Origin of the sequence: Legionella septentrionalis (assembly GCF_003989745.1) — a bacterium.
GTDB lineage: Bacteria > Pseudomonadota > Gammaproteobacteria > Legionellales > Legionellaceae > Legionella_A > Legionella_A septentrionalis.
In genome coordinates this window covers 34,346-52,516 of the sequence record NZ_RZGS01000017.1, presented here as the reverse complement: position 1 = coordinate 52,516, position 18,171 = coordinate 34,346, and the positions used below count along the sequence as shown (strand labels likewise).

The following is an 18,171-nucleotide window of genomic DNA, read 5'->3' as shown; positions in this document are numbered from 1 at the left end:
TTCTAATTTGTTCCACATTTTGTCATCAATAACAAATCTTGACATCCATTTGCTCCATTTTCACTATGGAGGCTTTTTATCAGATTTTTAATAGTTTGAAAAACTTTAAAAACACGCCCTAAGTTCAACAATAAAGATTCTTATTTGGATCGTTCGGAATATGTCTTGGATTTCTCGGGTTATCATCTTGGATTTCTCGGGTTTTAATATTGGATTTTTCGGGTTATCATTAGCTATTTTTCAAGAGATATTATATATTGACAACATGTTTCCTATTATATGAATTCTAATGTTTGAAAGAAAATTAACCTCTATTACTACTGAGTTACTAACTGAATTCAGAATTGTTTATTTAACCGGACCACGGCAAGCAGGCAAAACAACTTTAACAAAAATAATTGCCCAAAATAGCGGGTTTGAATATATTTCTTTTGATAATCAAACCATTCTCCAATCAGCTCAAAACGATCCAATTGGTTTTATACATTCCTTGCATAATAAAAAAGTCGTTTTGGACGAGTTTCAATATATACCTGAATTAATTCCGGCCATAAAACATGCATCAGATAACCTGCCAGCTAATGTGAAAGGAAAATTCCTATTAACCGGATCAGCAGATATTTTTCGCTCAGGGAAAACACAAGAAGCCTTACCTGGACATATGGCGAGATTAGAACTATATCCACTCTCATTATCAGAAAAATACAAAACTGATTATAATATTGTCGATTTATTATGTAATGAAAATTTTAACTTAAATAACCTAACGCTACTTACCCGCGCCGACTTAGCCAATTTTATTCTCGAAGGTGGGTATCCCGAAGTTCAAGATAAAAGCTCAAGAGCAAAACAAATATGGTACAAATCTTATATAGAAGGTCGTCTTTTTAAAGATTTCGAGACTCTATATCATGCTAAAGGTAACTATCGTTCTAAACTTGAAGCCCTTATTCCTTATTTAGCGGGAATCTCGGGCAATCTACTTAAATATTCAAATATTTCAAACGACTTAGGCGAAGATGATAAACTGGTCAAAGCATATATCGAAGTTTTAGAATTGATGTTTATTATTAAAAGAGTCCCTGCTTATTTAAAAAATAAAGCAAAGCGACAAGCCATTACAATACCCAAAATGCAGACAATAGATACAGGACTTGCCTGTAGCCTTTTAGGTATAAAAAATGAAGAGCAATTACTGAATAGCCCTCATTATGGAGGGCTATTAGAAAATTTAATTTATATGGAGTTGCTCAAACAAAACGGTTGGTCAGAAGAAAAGGTAGAGTTATTACATTTCCGTGATAAATACAAAAATGAAGTGGACATCGTCATGGAAAGGGATAATCATCAGATCATTGGAGTTGAAATCAAAGCATCAGCAACTGTAAACATGCACGACTTTAAAGGATTAATAAAATTGGCAGAATTTAATCCTTCAAAATTCCAATATGGTGTCATATTTTATTCTGGCAAAGAAATATTACCTTTCTCTCAGAATGAAATTAAATTATTCGCCCTACCAATAAGTTTGTTTATCAAATCGGATACAAAGAAAGATGATGTTCAATAAATCAATAATGTATATCTAAAAAAAAGAGCCTCCGAAGAGGCTCTTTGCCCTAGGCTGAGTCCTTGGGGAAGTAGAAACATAATTATACGCATGTATTTGTTAACCATCAAATCACTTCTAAAGAACTGTCGAGTAATTGTCGGTGGTCTTCCTCAGAAGGCTCTATTATTACCTACATTACAAGACATCTGTCTTACTAAAAAATCTGAAATGCGGTGCATTGGCTTCCGTGACCCTGTAAATAATTCTGTGTAACTGGCAAGGGTTAAACAAAATCAATTAATTGCCCTGGACACTCGATCATAAACCGTTTTAAAGCGGCCTTCCAGTTTCTAATGGGCATAGTCCATTTTTTGGAAGCATCTATTATAGCAAGATACACGACTTTTTTAGCGGAGTCGTCAGAAGGAAACAGCTTTCTTTTTTTAATAGCCTTTCGAATCACACTGTTCAATGACTCAATAGCATTTGTTGTATAAATAGCCTTGCGAATGTCCTCTGGATAATTAAACAAGGTATTAAGATTATGCCAGTGACTGCGCCAGGAGCGGCTTATCTGGGGGTATTTATTATCCCAGCGCTCAGAAAACTGCTCTAGGGCCAGCAATGCCTCGTCTTCAGTTACTGATTTGTAGATGAGCTTCAAATCAGCGATGACAGCCTTGTAATCTTTCCAGGGCACATATTTAATGGCGTTGCGCACCATATGGACAATGCAAAGCCGGATTTTTGTTTCCGGAAATACAGTGTTAATAGCATCGGCAAAGCCTTTAAGGCCATCAATACAGGCTATAAGAATATCTTTGACCCCACCATTTTGCAGCTCTGTCAGCACATTAAACCAAAATTTGGCACCTTCATTTTCATGCCCAGAAGTTCTTTCTGACCTTCAAGATTAACACCAAGCGCAAGATAAATGGATTTATTAATAACCTGTTTATCCTGCCGGATTTTAACCACAATGCAGTTCAGATAAACGATGGGATAAACAGCTTCCAAAGGACGAGATTGCCACTCAATAACACGCTCCGTTACCGCATCCGTTACTTTGTATATCAAGGCCGGAGAGACATCAGCATCGTACATTTCTTTGAAGGTTGCAACAATTTCCAGGGTTGTCATGCCCTTGGCATGAAGACTAAGAATCGTATACCCTTATTTTCCTGAACTCATTTACTCTACAAAGGTCGATGAACGGATTCCAAGATATCACCATACATATATGATTCACCATGCTGCAATATTAGGTAACCTATTTTCAGCTAAATTATTATACTGAATTCCGATGGTATTTTTTCCGAAAACAGCAACCTTTGAGAAACTTGCTCCCCGCTAAAGAATTAGGATTTCAATGGATTTCTTATGGAATTTCGGGATAGCGCTTTGGATAATTCGGGAGAACAAACTGGATTTTTCGGAATAAACAACGATATACTTTAACCATAGATAGTAATTATCCTAATTTATCAGGCGATTAAATGTTTGATTTAAAGTTTTTGAAACATTATATGTTGCGCGAGGTGACTATCGTCCCAAGTTGAAATCACTAGGACCGTATCTGGCAGCACTTGCCGGTAATCTTATTAAGTACGCCAACATTTAATGATCTGGCCAAGAAGACAAACTTATAAAAGCATACATTGAAATTCTTGAATTAGTGTTCATCATTAAAATCGTTCCTGCTTACTTAAAAAACAAGGCTAAACGACAAGCGATTACCATGCCAAAACTGCAAATGATTGATACTGGTCTTGCATGTAGTCTTCTCGGCATTAAAAATGAAGATCAATTAATAAATAGTCTTTATTTTGGCGGACTTTTAGAAAATTTGATTTTCATGGAATTATTAAAGGAATAACTTGTGAATTTAAAACGCGCTCTTTATACCATCCTTCTGTGTGGAAATCTTGGTATTGTAAATGCAACTGTTTGTAATGAAGTCCCAGGTGGTGTGACTTGTGGCAAAGGAATAGCTGATAACTTGTACGGAAATGGCATCGTTAATGTTCATGGAACAACTGTAACAGGCCCCACTTCTGTGAACGGATTATTGCACGCAGAAGACGTAAATTTTGCCTCGTTAGACGTAAATGGTAATGTCAAACTTATTCATTGTACCATTAATAAAATCTCCAACATTAAAGGTACTCTTAATGCCACATCTACACAATTTGAAGATTCCTTAGAAATTTATTCCAATTCAACCAAGTTTATTAATAGCAAAGTGAGCAGTAATTTGTATGTGCGCAGAATAGACACTCAAAAACAGATTGTTTACTTGGATAATTTCTCTGAAATCTCTGGAGATATAATTTTTGCAGGCGGACATGGTGAAGTAATCATTCGTGGTAATTCTAAAATTGGTGGGAAGGTCGTTGGTGGAAAAATATTATTTAAATAAGTATCCGTATCGGATGTACGTGCAGGGCAAGCAAGACCATTGCATAGCTGTTTTCCGATCGTTTATTTGGATGGTATTGTTGTTAAAGTAAAGACGGATAAAGGCATTATTAACAAGTGCGTCTATTTAACGTTAGGTGTTTAATACAGACGGCTACAAGGAGCTTCTGGGCATGTGGATTAGTCAAAATGAAGGGGCTAAATTTTGGCTTAATGTACTCACCGATATAAAAAATCGTGGCCTAGATGAGATATTTATTGCATGTATTGATGGACTTACTGGCTTCCCGAAGCCATTGAAATTGATTATGCAAAAATTCATAGGATTTCTAGCGTTCATATGGATTTTTACAAGCCCTATATGTCACATCCAAACAGCTACATTCTGCATGGCACTAAATTCTGTTATAAGTTTGTTGGAAGCCGCTTTGATTCATTAATCGATGAGTTTTAGAGTAAATAATAATCTTTATTATTCAGTGGCAGCTATGAGAATCATGAACAAGTGGCTCTAATTTATTAAGCAATGCCAATGCTGCAAAACGCCCCATTTCTTCCTGCGGATAAAAATCCATGGCGACTGCGAAGCCAATATGCTCCTCTGGGGGTAAAGTTAATTTTTTAGACAAAACAGCCTTAACCTTATTAATCATCGCTTGCATTGCTACATCATCAATTGATGTGAAGTGTAATTTGCGGCTCGATATCATTTCTTTTAACGTAACATGCAACGCATATTTCAACATTTCCATAGCATAAGCAATGATAGGATTTTCATTATTAAGGTGCAGTGGGTTAGGGTTTATCTCATTATATAAATGAGTAAATTCATAGTCATCTGCGGAAAAATCACCGGTAACTAGATCATTTTGTGAGGCATGGATAGATTGGCATCTGAAGAAGAAAAAAGTGATATTTTCTTCGTTCAGCGCCGTTATTTTAATACAACCTTGGAACACAAAAGGTTCTTTCCATACAGCAACCAACACAAGAGTTTCTACATTAATCATATGCTTCTCTGAATAAGATACGCTGCGTAAGCTGTTTTATGTTGTAGGAAAATTTAGCTTTTCATACAACCCATGCAACCATCACTTTCGCACCAAACGTTTATCCATGAATAAACGTTAAGATTACTTACCCGGACAAGCCTTAAAACAACCGGTCTGGTGATCATCCACCATACCGACTGCCTGCATGTAAGCATAGATTATCGTGGAACCGACAAAACTCATCCCGCGTTTTTTCAAGTCTTTGGAAATAGCATCGGAGATTGAAGTACGGGTGGGCACATCCTGCAAACTGACATAGCGATTTATCAGCGGATTGCCGTCTACGAAAGCCCATAAATAGGCAGAAAAAGAACCAAATTCTTGTTGCATGGAGTGGAATATCCGTGCATTTTTACGCGCAGAAAATACTTTTAACCTATTACGGATAATGTCTGCGTTATTTAAAATACTCTCTAATTCTGCATCAGACATTTCCGATACTTTTACTACATCAAAATCCTTAAATGCTGCACGGTATCCCGCGCGCCTTTTCAGTATGGTGTACCAGCTCAAACCGGCTTGTGCGCCCTCAAGAATAAGCATTTCAAAAAGCCGCTTATCATCATGCACGGGCACTCCCCATTCTGTATCGTGATAACAGACATAATCAGGCTTATCCAATGGCACCCAATCGCATCGCTTCCTATCAATAGCCTTTAAAGGTTTTTCCATACATCATTCTCCAAATACATCACCACCCTACAACCTAGGATGGCGGGTTCATTAGCAAGGGATTTTATATGCGAAACCATGAGCAAATATCACAATAATCCCGCGGGTGACGCATAACATTGCCCGCTCAACCAATGACGGACACTAAACAATTTTTATTGCGCAAAAGAAGCCCCAGCTACTCTTTTGGCAAATATACCGCGCTTTTTGAACTGGCTCCGCTATTTCACAAGGGTAAGAACAGCTGCCATCCTTCAATCCATATTGAAAAAACAAATAGGAATTAATTTGTTACAGGATTTAAGATCCATTCATGATCTTCATCCGGGACAAATACAGTCGTAGCGGTTGTACCCCCACCTGTATAAACCAGCCAGCCATGAGGTACGCTTAGCCGATAAAGACCGACTCCCCATGCAGGGCTTGGTATCGCTTCCCATGGGCTGCTTACTACTTCTGATGAGGGTGACTTGGAAAAAGACAACGAGGGCAAGATAAGCAGAATAGCCAATATTTTTTTCATAAAGTTCATTTAAAAATAAAACTTGGCGACGATTATATCGGAGTGGAAATAGGATTCAACATCAGCAAAAATTTACTCAAGCCAATTGTCTTTCTTCCCTGCCAGGTATCCGGAATATGCTTTTAATCAATGGGAGCATACGAATTTCTTTTCAATTTAAGTTGCTCACTTTTTACTTGTTCATTTATTTCAACGCGGATAAGATAATTTTCAGAGTATGAATTAAACGGCGCTCCTGCTCTTACCTGTTCATCCTCCCATTTCAAGGCTGAAATCTTTAATGATAGGGAAATTATTCATCCATATGTTAAAACTCTTCACCATCATGTCCTGCTTATTGCTCAGCGCCTGTATGGTGGGTCCTGATTATAAAGAGCCTAGAAAAAAAATTGCTGGCACATGGCTTCCTGACAAACCGGTCTTTAAAGGGAAACCTCTTCATAATGCCGATTGGTGGAAAACTTTTAAAGACCCCACCCTTACCGCTTTAATCCATAATGGCTATCACAATAATCTATCTTTACAAATTGCAGGAGTGCGGGTTTTACAAGCCCGCGCGAAACTTGCGCAATCCGTTGGGCAACTGTATCCACAACAGCAAGCGTTGATTGGCAATTATACGTATAACCGCATTGGTGGCGGTATGTTGCAAGATGTAATTCCCTCTACTTTTGATACGGCATCTCTGGGCTTTACCGCAAGTTGGGAACTGGATTTTTGGGGAAAATACCGCCGGGCTATTCAAGCCAATGATGCTTCTTTTTTAGCATCCGTTGCGGCTTATGACAATGCCCTGGTCAGCCTCACGGCAGATATCGCAAGTAGCTATGTTAAAATTAGAACGAATGAGCAACTGATTCGGATAACGAGACAAAACCTTGAATTGCAAACTATTTCCTTGCAAATTGCCAAATCACGGTATAAAGGCGGGCAAACCAGTTTATTGGACGTTGAACAAGCTGAAACACAATTAGCTGAAACGCAATCTACCTTGCCGACTTTACTTAGCGATCTTCGCATACAAAAAGATAAGCTTGGGGTTTTGTTGGGTATTACCCCGGATGCTGTGGATAAGCTTTTAGTAAAAAGCCAAGGTATTCCCAAAACCCCAGCCATGGCGGCGGTAGGCATACCCAGAGAAACTCTGGCACAACGCCCAGACATTTACCAAGCCCGCATGGAAGCTATAGCTCAATCAGCCAACATTGGCGTAGTAAAAGCGAGCCTTTACCCAGCTTTTACTCTTGCCGGGACTTTTGTGTTTGCTGCCAACAATATTGATAATAATTCTCTAAGCGATATGTTCAACTGGTCAAATCGCGCGATTACCGCAGGCCCATCTGTTACCTGGCCATTATTGAATTACGGTCAAATTACCAATGCGGTACGCATGCAAGATGCTGCATTTCAACAAGCTTTGTTAAATTACCTGCAGGCAGTCTTAAAAGCACAACAAGAAGTACAAGATAACATCACCCGTTACATCGAAGGACGAAAGACAGAAGCTTATCTCATTAAGGCCAGTCAGTCTGCCACGCAGTCAACCAAACTAGCTTTAATCCGTTATCGTCAAGGAGAAGCGACCTATACCACAGTAGTTGATGTTGAGCGGCAAGAGTTAAGAGTGCAAAGTTCACTTATCAATGCTCGCGGAGAAGTCGCCCAGGCACTCATAGCGCTTTACCGTGCCTTGGGAGGGGGCTGGCAAATTCGCTGTGGCAAGGATGTTATACCGCAACAGGTTAAGGCCGAGATGGCTGCGCGGACAAATTGGGGTAATTTACTGGAACCGCAACATCATCTACCACCGGTTACAAGTTCGCAAAAAATAAAGCAATTGTATTTACCTAATTGGTGAAGCCATGAATTTTAATAAAAAATTGACATTGAAAACGACAGCCGTCATTGGGGTCATCGTGTTGCTGGCGATTTATTTTATGCTTCACCCCAGAAATAAAAATATTGCGCCAACACCCCCTACTGCGGTCGTGGTTGTCAAGAAACCACAATGGCTTAAGCGCACAGAATACATTACCCAAACCGGGAACACCGTGGCTTTTAATTCAGTAAATTTAGTCGCCCGCGTGGAAGGATATTTGGAAGAAGTTAAATTCGTGGATGGAGCAGCGGTTAAAAAAGGCCAAGAATTATTCATCATTGAACAAGAACCCTACAAACAAAAACTGGAAGAAGCGCAAGCGTCAGTCGCAGCGCAAAAAGCAGCATATGCTTATGCCAAAGCTGAATACGAGCGGCAACGCCAAATGTATAAGGAGAATGCAACGTCGCTTAAAAACGTGGAAAAATGGGAAGCTAAAAGCGAAGAATCAAAAGCTGAAGTAGCAAAAGCCGAAGCCAATGCAGAAGTGGCGGCCATCAATTATAGTTATACGCGCATCACCGCACCGTTTGACGGAAGAATTGGCCGGCATCTCATTGACCCTGGAAATTTGGTCGGGCATGGCGAAACGACGAATTTAGCTGTTATCGAACAAATAGACCCGATCTATGTATATTTTAATTTAAATGAACTGGATTTAATTAAGCTGCGCGAAGCGGCGAAAGCCCACGGATTTAAGCCTGCAGAAATTACTAAAATTCCCGTGTATGTAGGCATGCAAAATGAAGCCAATTTTCCCCATCAAGGAAAACTGGATTTCGTAAACACAGGTCTTAATTCCTCTACAGGGACCATTGAATTCCGTGCCTTATTAACGAATAAAAATTATCCTCTTTTGCCAGGTCTTTTTGTGCAGGTGCGAATACCGATTACCAAACCCATGCCACAGTTAACGATACCGGATACGGCTATCCAATATGACCAAATTGGGCCTTATGTGCTCACGGTTAACCAAAACCATGAAGTAATCATGAAACGTGTGGTTTTGGGCAATCTGGATCAGGGAGTGCGCGCCATTTCAAAAGGATTGAACGCCGAGGATAATGTCATTGTGGACGGCATACAAAATGCCGTGCCTGGTTATCCTGTCACACCTAAAACCCAAGCAGAATAAGCCAATACTATGAATGTGGGATAACTGGAAATGATTTCTAAATTTTTTATTGAACGGCCCATACTGGCAAACGTCATCGCCTTGTTACTGGTTTTTCTGGGAGCAATAGCAATCTGGGTTTTACCGGTAGCGCAATATCCAGCCATCGTACCACCCACTATTCAAGTCACCACGACTTATCCGGGTGCAGATGCCAAAACACTCATCAATACCGTAGCTCTTCCCATTGAGCAACAAGTCAATGGGGTTGAGAACATGTTATACATGCAGTCAACCAGTACGAATAGCGGCAACTATAACCTAATTGTAACCTTTGCTATCGGCACCGATTTAAATTTCGCGCAAGTCTTGGTGCAAAATCGGGTGCAAGCTGCCATGGCACAACTACCTGTACCAGTACAAAAACAGGGAGTTTTGGTGCAACAAAAATCAACCGCCATTTTACAATTTATTACCCTCACCGCAGAACATGACGAATATGATGGCTTGTTTTTAAACAGTTACGCAACGATCAACATGCAAGACGAACTGGCGCGCCTTCCTGGTGTGGGGAATGTGGTTATCTTCGGCTCGGGCAATTATGCGATGCGCGTCTGGCTTGACCCAAAGAAAATGTATGCTTTTTCACTAAATCCAAGCGATGTATTAAATGCAATCAGTAAGCAAAACAAGGAAGTTTCCGCTGGCCAAATTTCCGCCCCTCCTACAGTAGGCACCCCATCCTATCAATTGACAGTCAATGTGCCGGGCCAGCTCGCTAACCCGGAACAATTCGGCAATATTATTGTCAAAACGATTGAAACAGGCCCAAACGAGCAAGCCAATGCCAGCAGCAGTGCGCAAATCGTGCGCATCAAAGACATTGGGCGCGTTGAGCTAGGCTCTTCCAGTTATAGTCAGCTGGCAAAATTGAATGGAAAGCCTACGGCAGCCATTGGCATTTTCCAGCTACCGGGTGCCAATGCATTGCAAGTGGCACAAGAAGTGCGAAAAACAGTCGCCAAAATGGCTAAAAAATTTCCACCCGGAATGCAGTATTCCATTCCCTTTGACACCACCATGTTTGTTAAAGCTTCGGTAGATGAAGTGTATAAAACCTTATTTGAGGCAGGAATTCTAGTCTTATTAGTTATTGTGGTTTTCCTGCAAAATTTCCGGGCTACCCTGGTACCAGCAACCACAGTTCCTGTCACCATCATTGGCACATTTTTTGCCATGATGCTCATGGGTTATAGCATTAATTTACTCACCCTGTTTGCTTTGGTATTGGCAATCGGCATTGTGGTTGATGATGCCATTGTGATTGTGGAAGGAGTCACTCAACACATAGAACGCGGCATTCCTCCCAAAGAAGCTTCTATTTTGGCAATGAGAGAATTATTTGGCCCCATCATCGGGATTACTCTGGTATTGATGGCCGTATTTGTACCTGCGGGATTCATGCCTGGTTTAACGGGAGCCATGTATGCACAATTTGCGTTAATTATTGCAGCCACGGCACTCATCAGTGCGATCAATGCGATGACGCTAAAACCCACTCAATGCGCACTATGGCTGAAACCATTTGATGCGAACAAACCAAAAAATCTTTTTTTCAAGACATTTGACAGAATTTACAACCCGCTCGAAGCTCGATACGTACGTTTTATCGACCGCCTCGTCCATCGCAGTTTTCAGGCAGGAATAATCGGAGCCATTTTAATAGCGCTTGCTATTTTTGGGTTAACCCGCATTCCTACTGGTTTTATACCTATGGAAGATCAGGGATATTTAATTATGAATGTATTATTGCCTGATGGAGCCACCTTAAACCGCACTGAAAAAATTCTAGATGAATTGCATAAAAAAGTAGCTGCAATACCAGGAGTCGAAAACGTAATTGCCATCGATGGGATTTCTCTTCTTGATAACAATTCAAGTCTGGCTAATGCGGGTGTTTTATATGTGATATTTAAAGATTGGAGCTTACGAGGTAAGGGGGAAGATTTGCAATCGCTTTACACAAAGTTAAACGATATTGCGCTTCATACCTTGAATGCAAAAGTATTAGTGGTTGTTCCACCCCCTATCCAAGGCTTGGGATTATCGGGAGGCTTTCAAATGCAAGTTGAATTGCAAGATGGAAGTTTCAACTATCAAAAACTGCAGCAAATTACCGATAAAATGATTAACGCCGGTAATGAGCAACCTGCTTTGCAAAGACTGATGACTTCTTTCCGTGCTTCTGTGCCGCAAGTAGCGGCGCCATTTGATCGTTTAAAAGCGGAAGCATTAGGCGTACGCATTGGTGACGCGTTTGACACGCTGCAGACTTATCTAGGCTCTTCTTATGTGAACCTTTTCACTAAATTTGGACAAGTCTTTCAAGTGTACGTGCAAGCCGATGCTTCGTCGCGCACCAGCATCGAAGACATCCGTAACTATTATGTAAAAAATCAAGCTGGCGCCATGGTACCTCTCGGTACCTTAACAGATATTAAGCCGGATGTGGGTCCTGCGATTATCTCACTTTATAATTTGTATCCTTCCAGCAACATTACCGGTGTAGCTGCTGCAGGGTATAGTTCAGGGCAAGCCATGCAAACCATGGAGGAGCTCGCCAAGAAAGTACTGCCACCCGGATTATCCTATGAATGGACAAGTACGGCGTATCAGGAAAAAATTGCCGGAAACATGAGTTATTTTATTTTTTTTCTTTCCCTGATTTTGGTTTATTTAATTTTAGCAGGTCAATATGAAAACTGGCTTACACCTGCCTCAATCATTTTAAGCGTGCCGCTGACTTTAATGGGTACGGTTTTGGCCTTATCAAGCCTTGGACTTGCTAATAATATGTATACCCAGATTGGTTTGCTATTGTTAATTGCACTGGCTGCGAAAAATGCCATTTTAATTGTTGAAATGGCAAATGAACAACGGCAAATACACAATAAAAGCATTCTTGAAGCTGCTGTCATTGGCGCCAAAACGCGTTTTCGCCCCATCCTTATGACTTCTTTTGCATTTATTATGGGTGTACTGCCATTAGTGTTTGCCACAGGAGCAGGGGCGAATGCGCGCCGCTCAATTGGTATTGCAGTATGCAGTGGCATGCTGGCTTCCACCTGCCTTGCGGTTGTATTTGTTCCTATCTTTTACGTTATATTAAAAAGCTGGCAGGAAAAACATCATGCAAAAAAAAGTAAGAGTACTACAGAGAGCATAACTCTTAGACATTAAGTTCAAAGCGGAAGAGGAGCTAGTTACTTAGTCTTCCTGTTAACCAATCACTATAGGTGAGCCATGGGTAAATTCTTAGGGTTACATGAAATCTTAGATTATGACCTTTATCTCCGCGGGATATTCATTACATTGTATGCCATTGTTATTTTCAGAATGAATTTATCCAGACTCTATGGTAATCATACTCCTTTGGATTTCATCATTTACATTATTTTAGGAGCGATATTAGGCGAGGCGATCGTTAACAACCTCCCACTTTTGCCCTCTATCCTAGTATGCAGCTTGATTGTTCTACTTTATCGGGCGCTAGCCTACATCACTTATAAAAGTCATACAATCGGCAAATACATTAAAGGCGACAAAGTTCCCATTATTCGTGATGGCAAATACATAAAAAAGAATTTGCAATGCTGCCGAATTACCCCAAACGATATCCTGCAAGCGTTAAGACTTCAGTATGGAATAAACACTATTAAATCAGTTAAGCATGCCATGCTCGAACGCGGAGGCCAAATTTCTTTTCAAATGAAGCCTACCTCGCATAAAAAATCTAACTCAACCGCTAAATAATTCACCCACATGAATTAAACATAAATTTGAAGGGAAAAAATTGACTACTATTTTTGCAATGGTTGAATATACTGGCATCAAATATGAGCGTTTGCTTAAAAAGCTGACCCAACCCTTGCAACACTTTGGGATTAATTGTTTTTGCTATCAATTTGTCTCTCCTAATGGTGCCTTGACGTGGTCAATGAGGGCACCCCAGTTTAAGCAGCATTCTTTGATTCTTAAGCCCCTATGTTCAAATTCAAATTGATTTGGAAATTTTCTGATTCATGCTCCTTTATCCAGCGAGTAAGCATATTGGCATTAATCGATAGGCTATGGGCTGCTATCTCCAGTTAAGTTAATTACCTCTTAACTGGTATGTCCAAATCCATTTGACCACGCCAGCTCCCAGAAGCGGGAGATTAGGTTTAGTTTTAGGTTTTATATGCTAAAGCAGATTATTGAACAGCTTAAATATTTTGTCATACATTTATAAATGCTACATATTTTATAACATAATTATTTTTCAAATTGTACTATTTTCACCAATTCTTCCCGTAGGGCAAGAATGCAACAATTTTGGATGAATAATGATGTAAAAATGGAAAAAAGGGCACATATCATCTAAATTCCTTTTACTCAGTTCTTTTCTTGTTGCATATAAATTTTCCAGGGACGCTGTTCTTGAGGGTTATCCCCGAGCTTTTGCAGGTATTAAGGACGATTCATGAAAATTTTACAAATTAAGACGTTAAAAGGTCCCAATTATTGGTCTAACTATCGTAAAAAACTCATTGCACTCAAATTGGATCTCGAGGAATATGAAAATTTCCCCACTAATTTATTAAAAGGATTTCCACAAGCCTTGGCAAAACTTCTCCCCTCTTTGTATAGTCACCGCTGTTCGCGGGGGGTAGAGGGAGGATTTTTACAGCGGCTGGAAGAAGGCACCTGGCTTGGGCATGTGGTAGAACATATTGCTTTGGAATTACAGACTCTAGCTGGGATGGATTGTGGCTTCGGTAGAGCTTATGACGCCCATGAACATGGAGTTTATCATGTCATCTTTTCTTATGAGGTTGAAAACGCGGGCCTCTATGCGGCTAATGCAGCCGTCCATATTGCAAACACGCTGGCACAAGGTAAAAAATACACTAAGCTGAATCAAGATTTGCAGGTGTTAAAAAATTTATATGAGCGAGAAAAGTTAGGGCCAAGCACAGAAGCCATCGTCAAAGAAGCTGAAAAAAGGAATATTCCCGCAACTCCGGTACAAGGAGCTATCATTTTGGGTTATGGTTGCCGGCAAAAAAAAATCAATGCCACCTTAACCTCACACACCAGCTCTATTGGAGTAGATATTGCAGCTGATAAAGAATTAACAAAGCAACTTTTACTGTCGCACTTTATTCCTGTTCCCCGCGGCGTATTGATTAGTACGATGGAAGAATTGGATGCAGCGATACGGGAATTGGGTTTCCCTTTAGTTATTAAACCCTTTAATGGGAACCATGGGCGAGGCATCACCAGTAACATCATTGACAAAGAAAAAGCCCTGCTGAGCTTTAATTTAGCGAAGACCTTTTCTGCCAAGATTATCGTAGAGCGCTTTATTGAGGGGAGTGATTATCGCTTCCTGGTGATTAATTACAAAGTGGCGGCCGTCGCCCAACGCACCCCAGCTATGGTCATAGGCACTGGTACGCAAACCATTAAACAATTGATTGATGAAGTCAACAAAGACCCCCGTCGCGGTGAACTACATAGCAATGTCCTAACGCTCATTAAAATTGACAAAACTACCCGAACTATTTTGGCTGAAAAAAATTTGTCCCTGGACTCCATCCTCCCTGCCGGTGAAATTCTTTACTTAAAAGATGCTGCTAATTTAAGTTCAGGGGGTACAGCCACCGATGTTACTGACGATGTGCATGTGGACAATATCAAACTGGCTGAACGCACCGCAAGATTAATGGGCCTTGATATCTGCGGCCTTGATGTCATTGCAAAAGATATAAAATCGCCTATCAACTGGATGAATGGCGCCATCATTGAAGTAAACGCTGCCCCGGGATTGCGCATGCACTTAGCACCCAGCCAGGGGGTCACACGCAATGTAGCTGCTCCTATTATTGACATGCTTTTTCCACAAGGTAAATCCGCACGCATACCACTTATTGCTGTGACTGGGACCAATGGTAAAACTACAGTGGTCCGCTTGATTGCCCATCTGGCAAAACATGCCGGCTATCGGGTTGGCTTTACCACCACCGACGGTATTTATATCAATGATGATTTAATCCATGAGGGCGATTGTAGCGGCCCTTCAAGCGCTGCCACTATTTTGCATGATCCATGGGTTGAATTCGCCGTTCTTGAATGCGCCAGAGGAGGTATTTTACGTTCCGGTTTGGGTTTTGATGAATGTGATGTGAGTGTAATAACAAATATTACAAGCGATCATCTTGGATTAAACGACATCCATACTCTGGAAGAACTGGTGCGAGCTAAAGGAGTCGTCGCGCGCAGCACTAAAAAAGACGGTTATGCCTTGCTCAATGCCGATGACGAGCGGGCGTATCGTATTAAGGAAGAATTAATATGCAATGTGGCGCTCTTCGGTTTGCGCAATACTTCCCGCATTCAATCTCACTGTGAAGCCGGCGGGCTTGCTGCTTACGTTAATAACAATACGATTGTAGTGCAAAAAAATCATGATAAAACCATTATTGCCTCCTTAGCTGACATTCCCATTACCTTTAATGGCAAAGCATCATTCATGGTCCTTAATGTGCTGACTGCAGTTTTGACCGGGATAATTTTTAATATTCCTATACAAGAGATTGGTTCTGCCCTGCAAAAATTTTCCTCTTCTCCGACGAATACCCCGGGGAGAATGAATCTTTTTCAGTTCGACAATTTTCAAGTCTTATTGGATTATGCTCATAATGAGGGGGCTTACATTGAAATCAAGAAATATCTCGATTCGATTAAATGCAACCGTAAAATAGGCATTATCAGCGCTACCGGGGACAGGAGGCCTGAAGACATACAACAACTTGGGTACCAATCAGCGCAAATGTTTGATGAAATCATCATACGCCACAATGTGGATGGGCGCGGCCGAACGAATGAAGAATTAACTGATTTTTTAATGGAAGGGATTGAGCGCTTTAATCCTGATGCCAATGTAAAAATTATCTCGGATGAATTTGAAGCCCTTCATTATGCGATGGATCATGCCACTCCGGGTACATTTATCTTTTATTCCATCGATGATGTTTTAAAAGTAGTAAACTATATGAAGGAGTACTCTGCCAAGTGAGGACTGCTTATCATGATGCCTAAAGCCAAATTGCTTATTATTGGCGGAGCCGAAGATAAAGTCGGCGAGCCGCCGGATATTATTGAAAAACGCAAAGAATTTACGCGCTATGAAATATTGAATGAACTGCTGCCAGGTTCTTCAGATAGAAAAATAGAAATTATTACCACAGGCTCTGAAGTACAGGATGAAGTGAAAAAAATATATCAAAAGGTTTTCCGCAAAATTGGCTATAACAACGTAGGGTTCATGCCGATTAATGATCGCATGGAGGCACGTAAAAAAAATTACTTATCTCGTGCCGAGGATGCAGGTGCCATATTTTTCACGGGCGGTGATCAATTCCGCTTATCCACTATCCTTGGCGGTACCCCTTTCATTGATATCATTCGTGCACGTTATTTTGAAGATTCCGAATTAATTATTGCAGGCACCAGTGCCGGTGCAATGGCAATGTCCACCGTCATGATTATGGAGGGAGGTCTTACCGAAGCCTTGCTTTACCGCAATCTGAGTACTTCAGCCGGACTAGGATTTTTGCCCAATTGCATCATCGATACCCATTTTATTAAACGCGGCCGCTTTGGCCGCTTGGCGCATGCCATCATTATGAACCCTGAAAAACTGGGCATCGGTCTTGGGGAAGATACGGCACTCATTATTAAAAACGGCACGGACACGGAGTGCCGCGGCTCAGGCATGGTGGTCATCATTGATGGGCGTGAAATCTGTCAAACCAATATAACCAGCGTCTCTGAAGGAGAAGCAGTATTTGTGGAAAACCTGCGCGTGCACTTGTTAGTGAAAGGATGTCAGTTTTCCATGGAAACCCGTAAGCTTGCGAATCCTGCGATACCTATACAGCGAGCATGAATTAGATAAGGAAACGTGCTATGAGTAAAATTGCTTTTGCAGTTCACGGCGGGGCCAGTAACAGTTATCCTTTTTTAAAAAAAAATCTCAAAGAATATGAGGAAGGTTTGGCGGAAGCCGCACAGGCTGGATATAAAATTCTTCGCCGCGGCGGCAGTGCCCTAAATGCCGTGGAAGAAGGTGTAAAAGTGCTTGAAGATAATCCTATATTCAACGCAGGACGTGGTTCTGCTTTAAATTGCCAAGGCGAGATAGAAATGGACGCTTCCATTATGGATGGCAAAACCTTAAAAGCGGGAGCTGTATCCATGGTTAGAAGCGTCAAAAACCCTATTTCCCTTGCCCGCATCATCACTTATAAGACGAAGCATGTATTTCTTTCAGGATATGGCGCCTTGGAGGTGGCTAGAAATGAAGGTATTTATCTTGAAGCCGACTCTTATTTTTATACCGATCACATGCAGGAAATTTTCAGAAAACTGAGCAAGCATGAAACCATTCAAAAAATTATGGAAAAAAAAATCTATGGTACCGTAGGCGCTGTTGCACTCGATAGAAGAGGCAATCTTGCGGCTGGCACATCAACTGGTGGTACTAGTAATTGTTTACCGGGAAGAATTGGCGATAGTTGCGTCATTGGTGCAGGTTGTTATGCAAATAATAAAACTTGTGCTGTTTCCGGGACCGGTGAAGGCGAATATTTAATCCGCGGCGTGATTGCACACACAATTTCCATGATGGTGGAATTAAAGCAAATGGGTATGCAGGAAGCTTGTGATTATGTTTTGCATAAGCGGCATAACAATCGAAGAGGACATATCGGTGTCATTGCAATTAATGCTGCCGGAGAAATTGGCATTTCTTTTAACACCCCAATCATGAAAAGAGCCTGGATCTCAGCGGATGAACCGCTGCAAGTGAAAATTTTCCCATAAAGTCAGGTTTATTGCCTCTTGAGGCTGATGATA

13 protein-coding genes and 2 pseudogenes are annotated in these 18,171 nt (G+C 40.9%); 11 read left to right on the top strand and 4 right to left on the bottom strand.

Annotation, left to right across the window (positions count from 1 at the left end):
• The first annotated feature begins 289 nt into the window (after positions 1-289).
• A complete protein-coding gene (locus tag ELY11_RS07210; RefSeq protein WP_127032835.1) occupies positions 290-1,570 on the top strand; it encodes an ATP-binding protein in 1,281 nt (426 codons plus the stop codon).
• A gap of 265 nt (positions 1,571-1,835) precedes the next feature.
• On the opposite strand, the pseudogene ELY11_RS07205 reads toward ELY11_RS07210, so the two are convergent.
• Positions 1,836-2,716: pseudogene (locus tag ELY11_RS07205) on the bottom strand (IS256 family transposase); the annotation flags it as partial.
• Between the two features lie 481 nt (positions 2,717-3,197).
• On the opposite strand from ELY11_RS07205, the gene ELY11_RS12605 reads away from it, so the two are divergent.
• The 3 genes and pseudogenes from ELY11_RS12605 to ELY11_RS12600 form a co-directional block, all read left to right on the top strand.
• Entirely contained in the window at positions 3,198-3,428 is a 231-nt protein-coding gene (locus tag ELY11_RS12605) for a DUF4143 domain-containing protein (RefSeq protein WP_325049663.1), read from the top strand.
• Between the two features lie 3 nt (positions 3,429-3,431).
• A complete protein-coding gene (locus ELY11_RS07195; protein WP_127032833.1) occupies positions 3,432-3,971 on the top strand; it encodes a hypothetical protein in 540 nt (179 codons plus the stop codon).
• A 27-nt stretch (positions 3,972-3,998) separates the two neighbouring features.
• Positions 3,999-4,278, top strand: a pseudogene (locus ELY11_RS12600) (transposase); the annotation flags it as partial.
• A 168-nt stretch (positions 4,279-4,446) separates the two neighbouring features.
• On the opposite strand, the gene ELY11_RS07180 reads toward ELY11_RS12600, so the two are convergent.
• From ELY11_RS07180 to ELY11_RS07170, 3 genes are all read right to left on the bottom strand, one after another.
• A complete protein-coding gene (locus ELY11_RS07180; RefSeq protein WP_127032828.1) occupies positions 4,447-4,980 on the bottom strand; it encodes a hypothetical protein in 534 nt (177 codons plus the stop codon).
• Between the two features lie 123 nt (positions 4,981-5,103).
• Positions 5,104-5,694: a DNA-3-methyladenine glycosylase I gene (locus ELY11_RS07175; protein ID WP_127032826.1), complete on the bottom strand. Its 591-nt coding sequence runs from the start codon at positions 5,692-5,694 to the stop codon at positions 5,104-5,106.
• Between the two features lie 283 nt (positions 5,695-5,977).
• Positions 5,978-6,217: a hypothetical protein gene (locus ELY11_RS07170; protein ID WP_126953660.1), complete on the bottom strand. Its 240-nt coding sequence runs from the start codon at positions 6,215-6,217 to the stop codon at positions 5,978-5,980.
• Between the two features lie 304 nt (positions 6,218-6,521).
• Here ELY11_RS07170 and ELY11_RS07165 point away from each other — a divergent pair, with 304 nt between their 5' ends.
• The 7 genes from ELY11_RS07165 to ELY11_RS07135 all read left to right on the top strand — a co-directional run bounded on the left by ELY11_RS07165 (position 6,522) and on the right by ELY11_RS07135 (position 18,138).
• Positions 6,522-8,075, top strand: coding sequence for an efflux transporter outer membrane subunit (locus tag ELY11_RS07165; RefSeq protein ID WP_127032839.1), 1,554 nt, complete (start codon positions 6,522-6,524; stop codon positions 8,073-8,075).
• Between the two features lie 4 nt (positions 8,076-8,079).
• Complete coding sequence (locus tag ELY11_RS07160; RefSeq protein WP_126953659.1) at positions 8,080-9,231, top strand: efflux RND transporter periplasmic adaptor subunit; 1,152 nt, start codon at positions 8,080-8,082, stop codon at positions 9,229-9,231.
• Between the two features lie 30 nt (positions 9,232-9,261).
• Positions 9,262-12,450, top strand: coding sequence for an efflux RND transporter permease subunit (locus tag ELY11_RS07155; RefSeq protein ID WP_127032824.1), 3,189 nt, complete (start codon positions 9,262-9,264; stop codon positions 12,448-12,450).
• Between the two features lie 63 nt (positions 12,451-12,513).
• Positions 12,514-13,023 carry a DUF421 domain-containing protein gene (locus tag ELY11_RS07150; protein WP_126953657.1) on the top strand — a complete coding sequence of 170 codons (510 nt, stop codon included), beginning with the start codon at positions 12,514-12,516 and terminating at the stop codon, positions 13,021-13,023.
• 709 nt (positions 13,024-13,732) lie between these two features.
• On the top strand, positions 13,733-16,330 hold the full coding sequence (gene cphA / locus ELY11_RS07145) for a cyanophycin synthetase (RefSeq protein WP_127032822.1): 2,598 nt from the start codon (positions 13,733-13,735) through the stop codon (positions 16,328-16,330).
• Positions 16,331-16,342: 12 nt separating this feature from the next.
• On the top strand, positions 16,343-17,203 hold the full coding sequence (locus ELY11_RS07140; RefSeq protein WP_126953655.1) for a cyanophycinase: 861 nt from the start codon (positions 16,343-16,345) through the stop codon (positions 17,201-17,203).
• A 20-nt stretch (positions 17,204-17,223) separates the two neighbouring features.
• Positions 17,224-18,138 carry an isoaspartyl peptidase/L-asparaginase family protein gene (locus ELY11_RS07135; RefSeq protein WP_126953654.1) on the top strand — a complete coding sequence of 305 codons (915 nt, stop codon included), beginning with the start codon at positions 17,224-17,226 and terminating at the stop codon, positions 18,136-18,138.
• Positions 18,139-18,171: the final 33 nt, after the last annotated feature.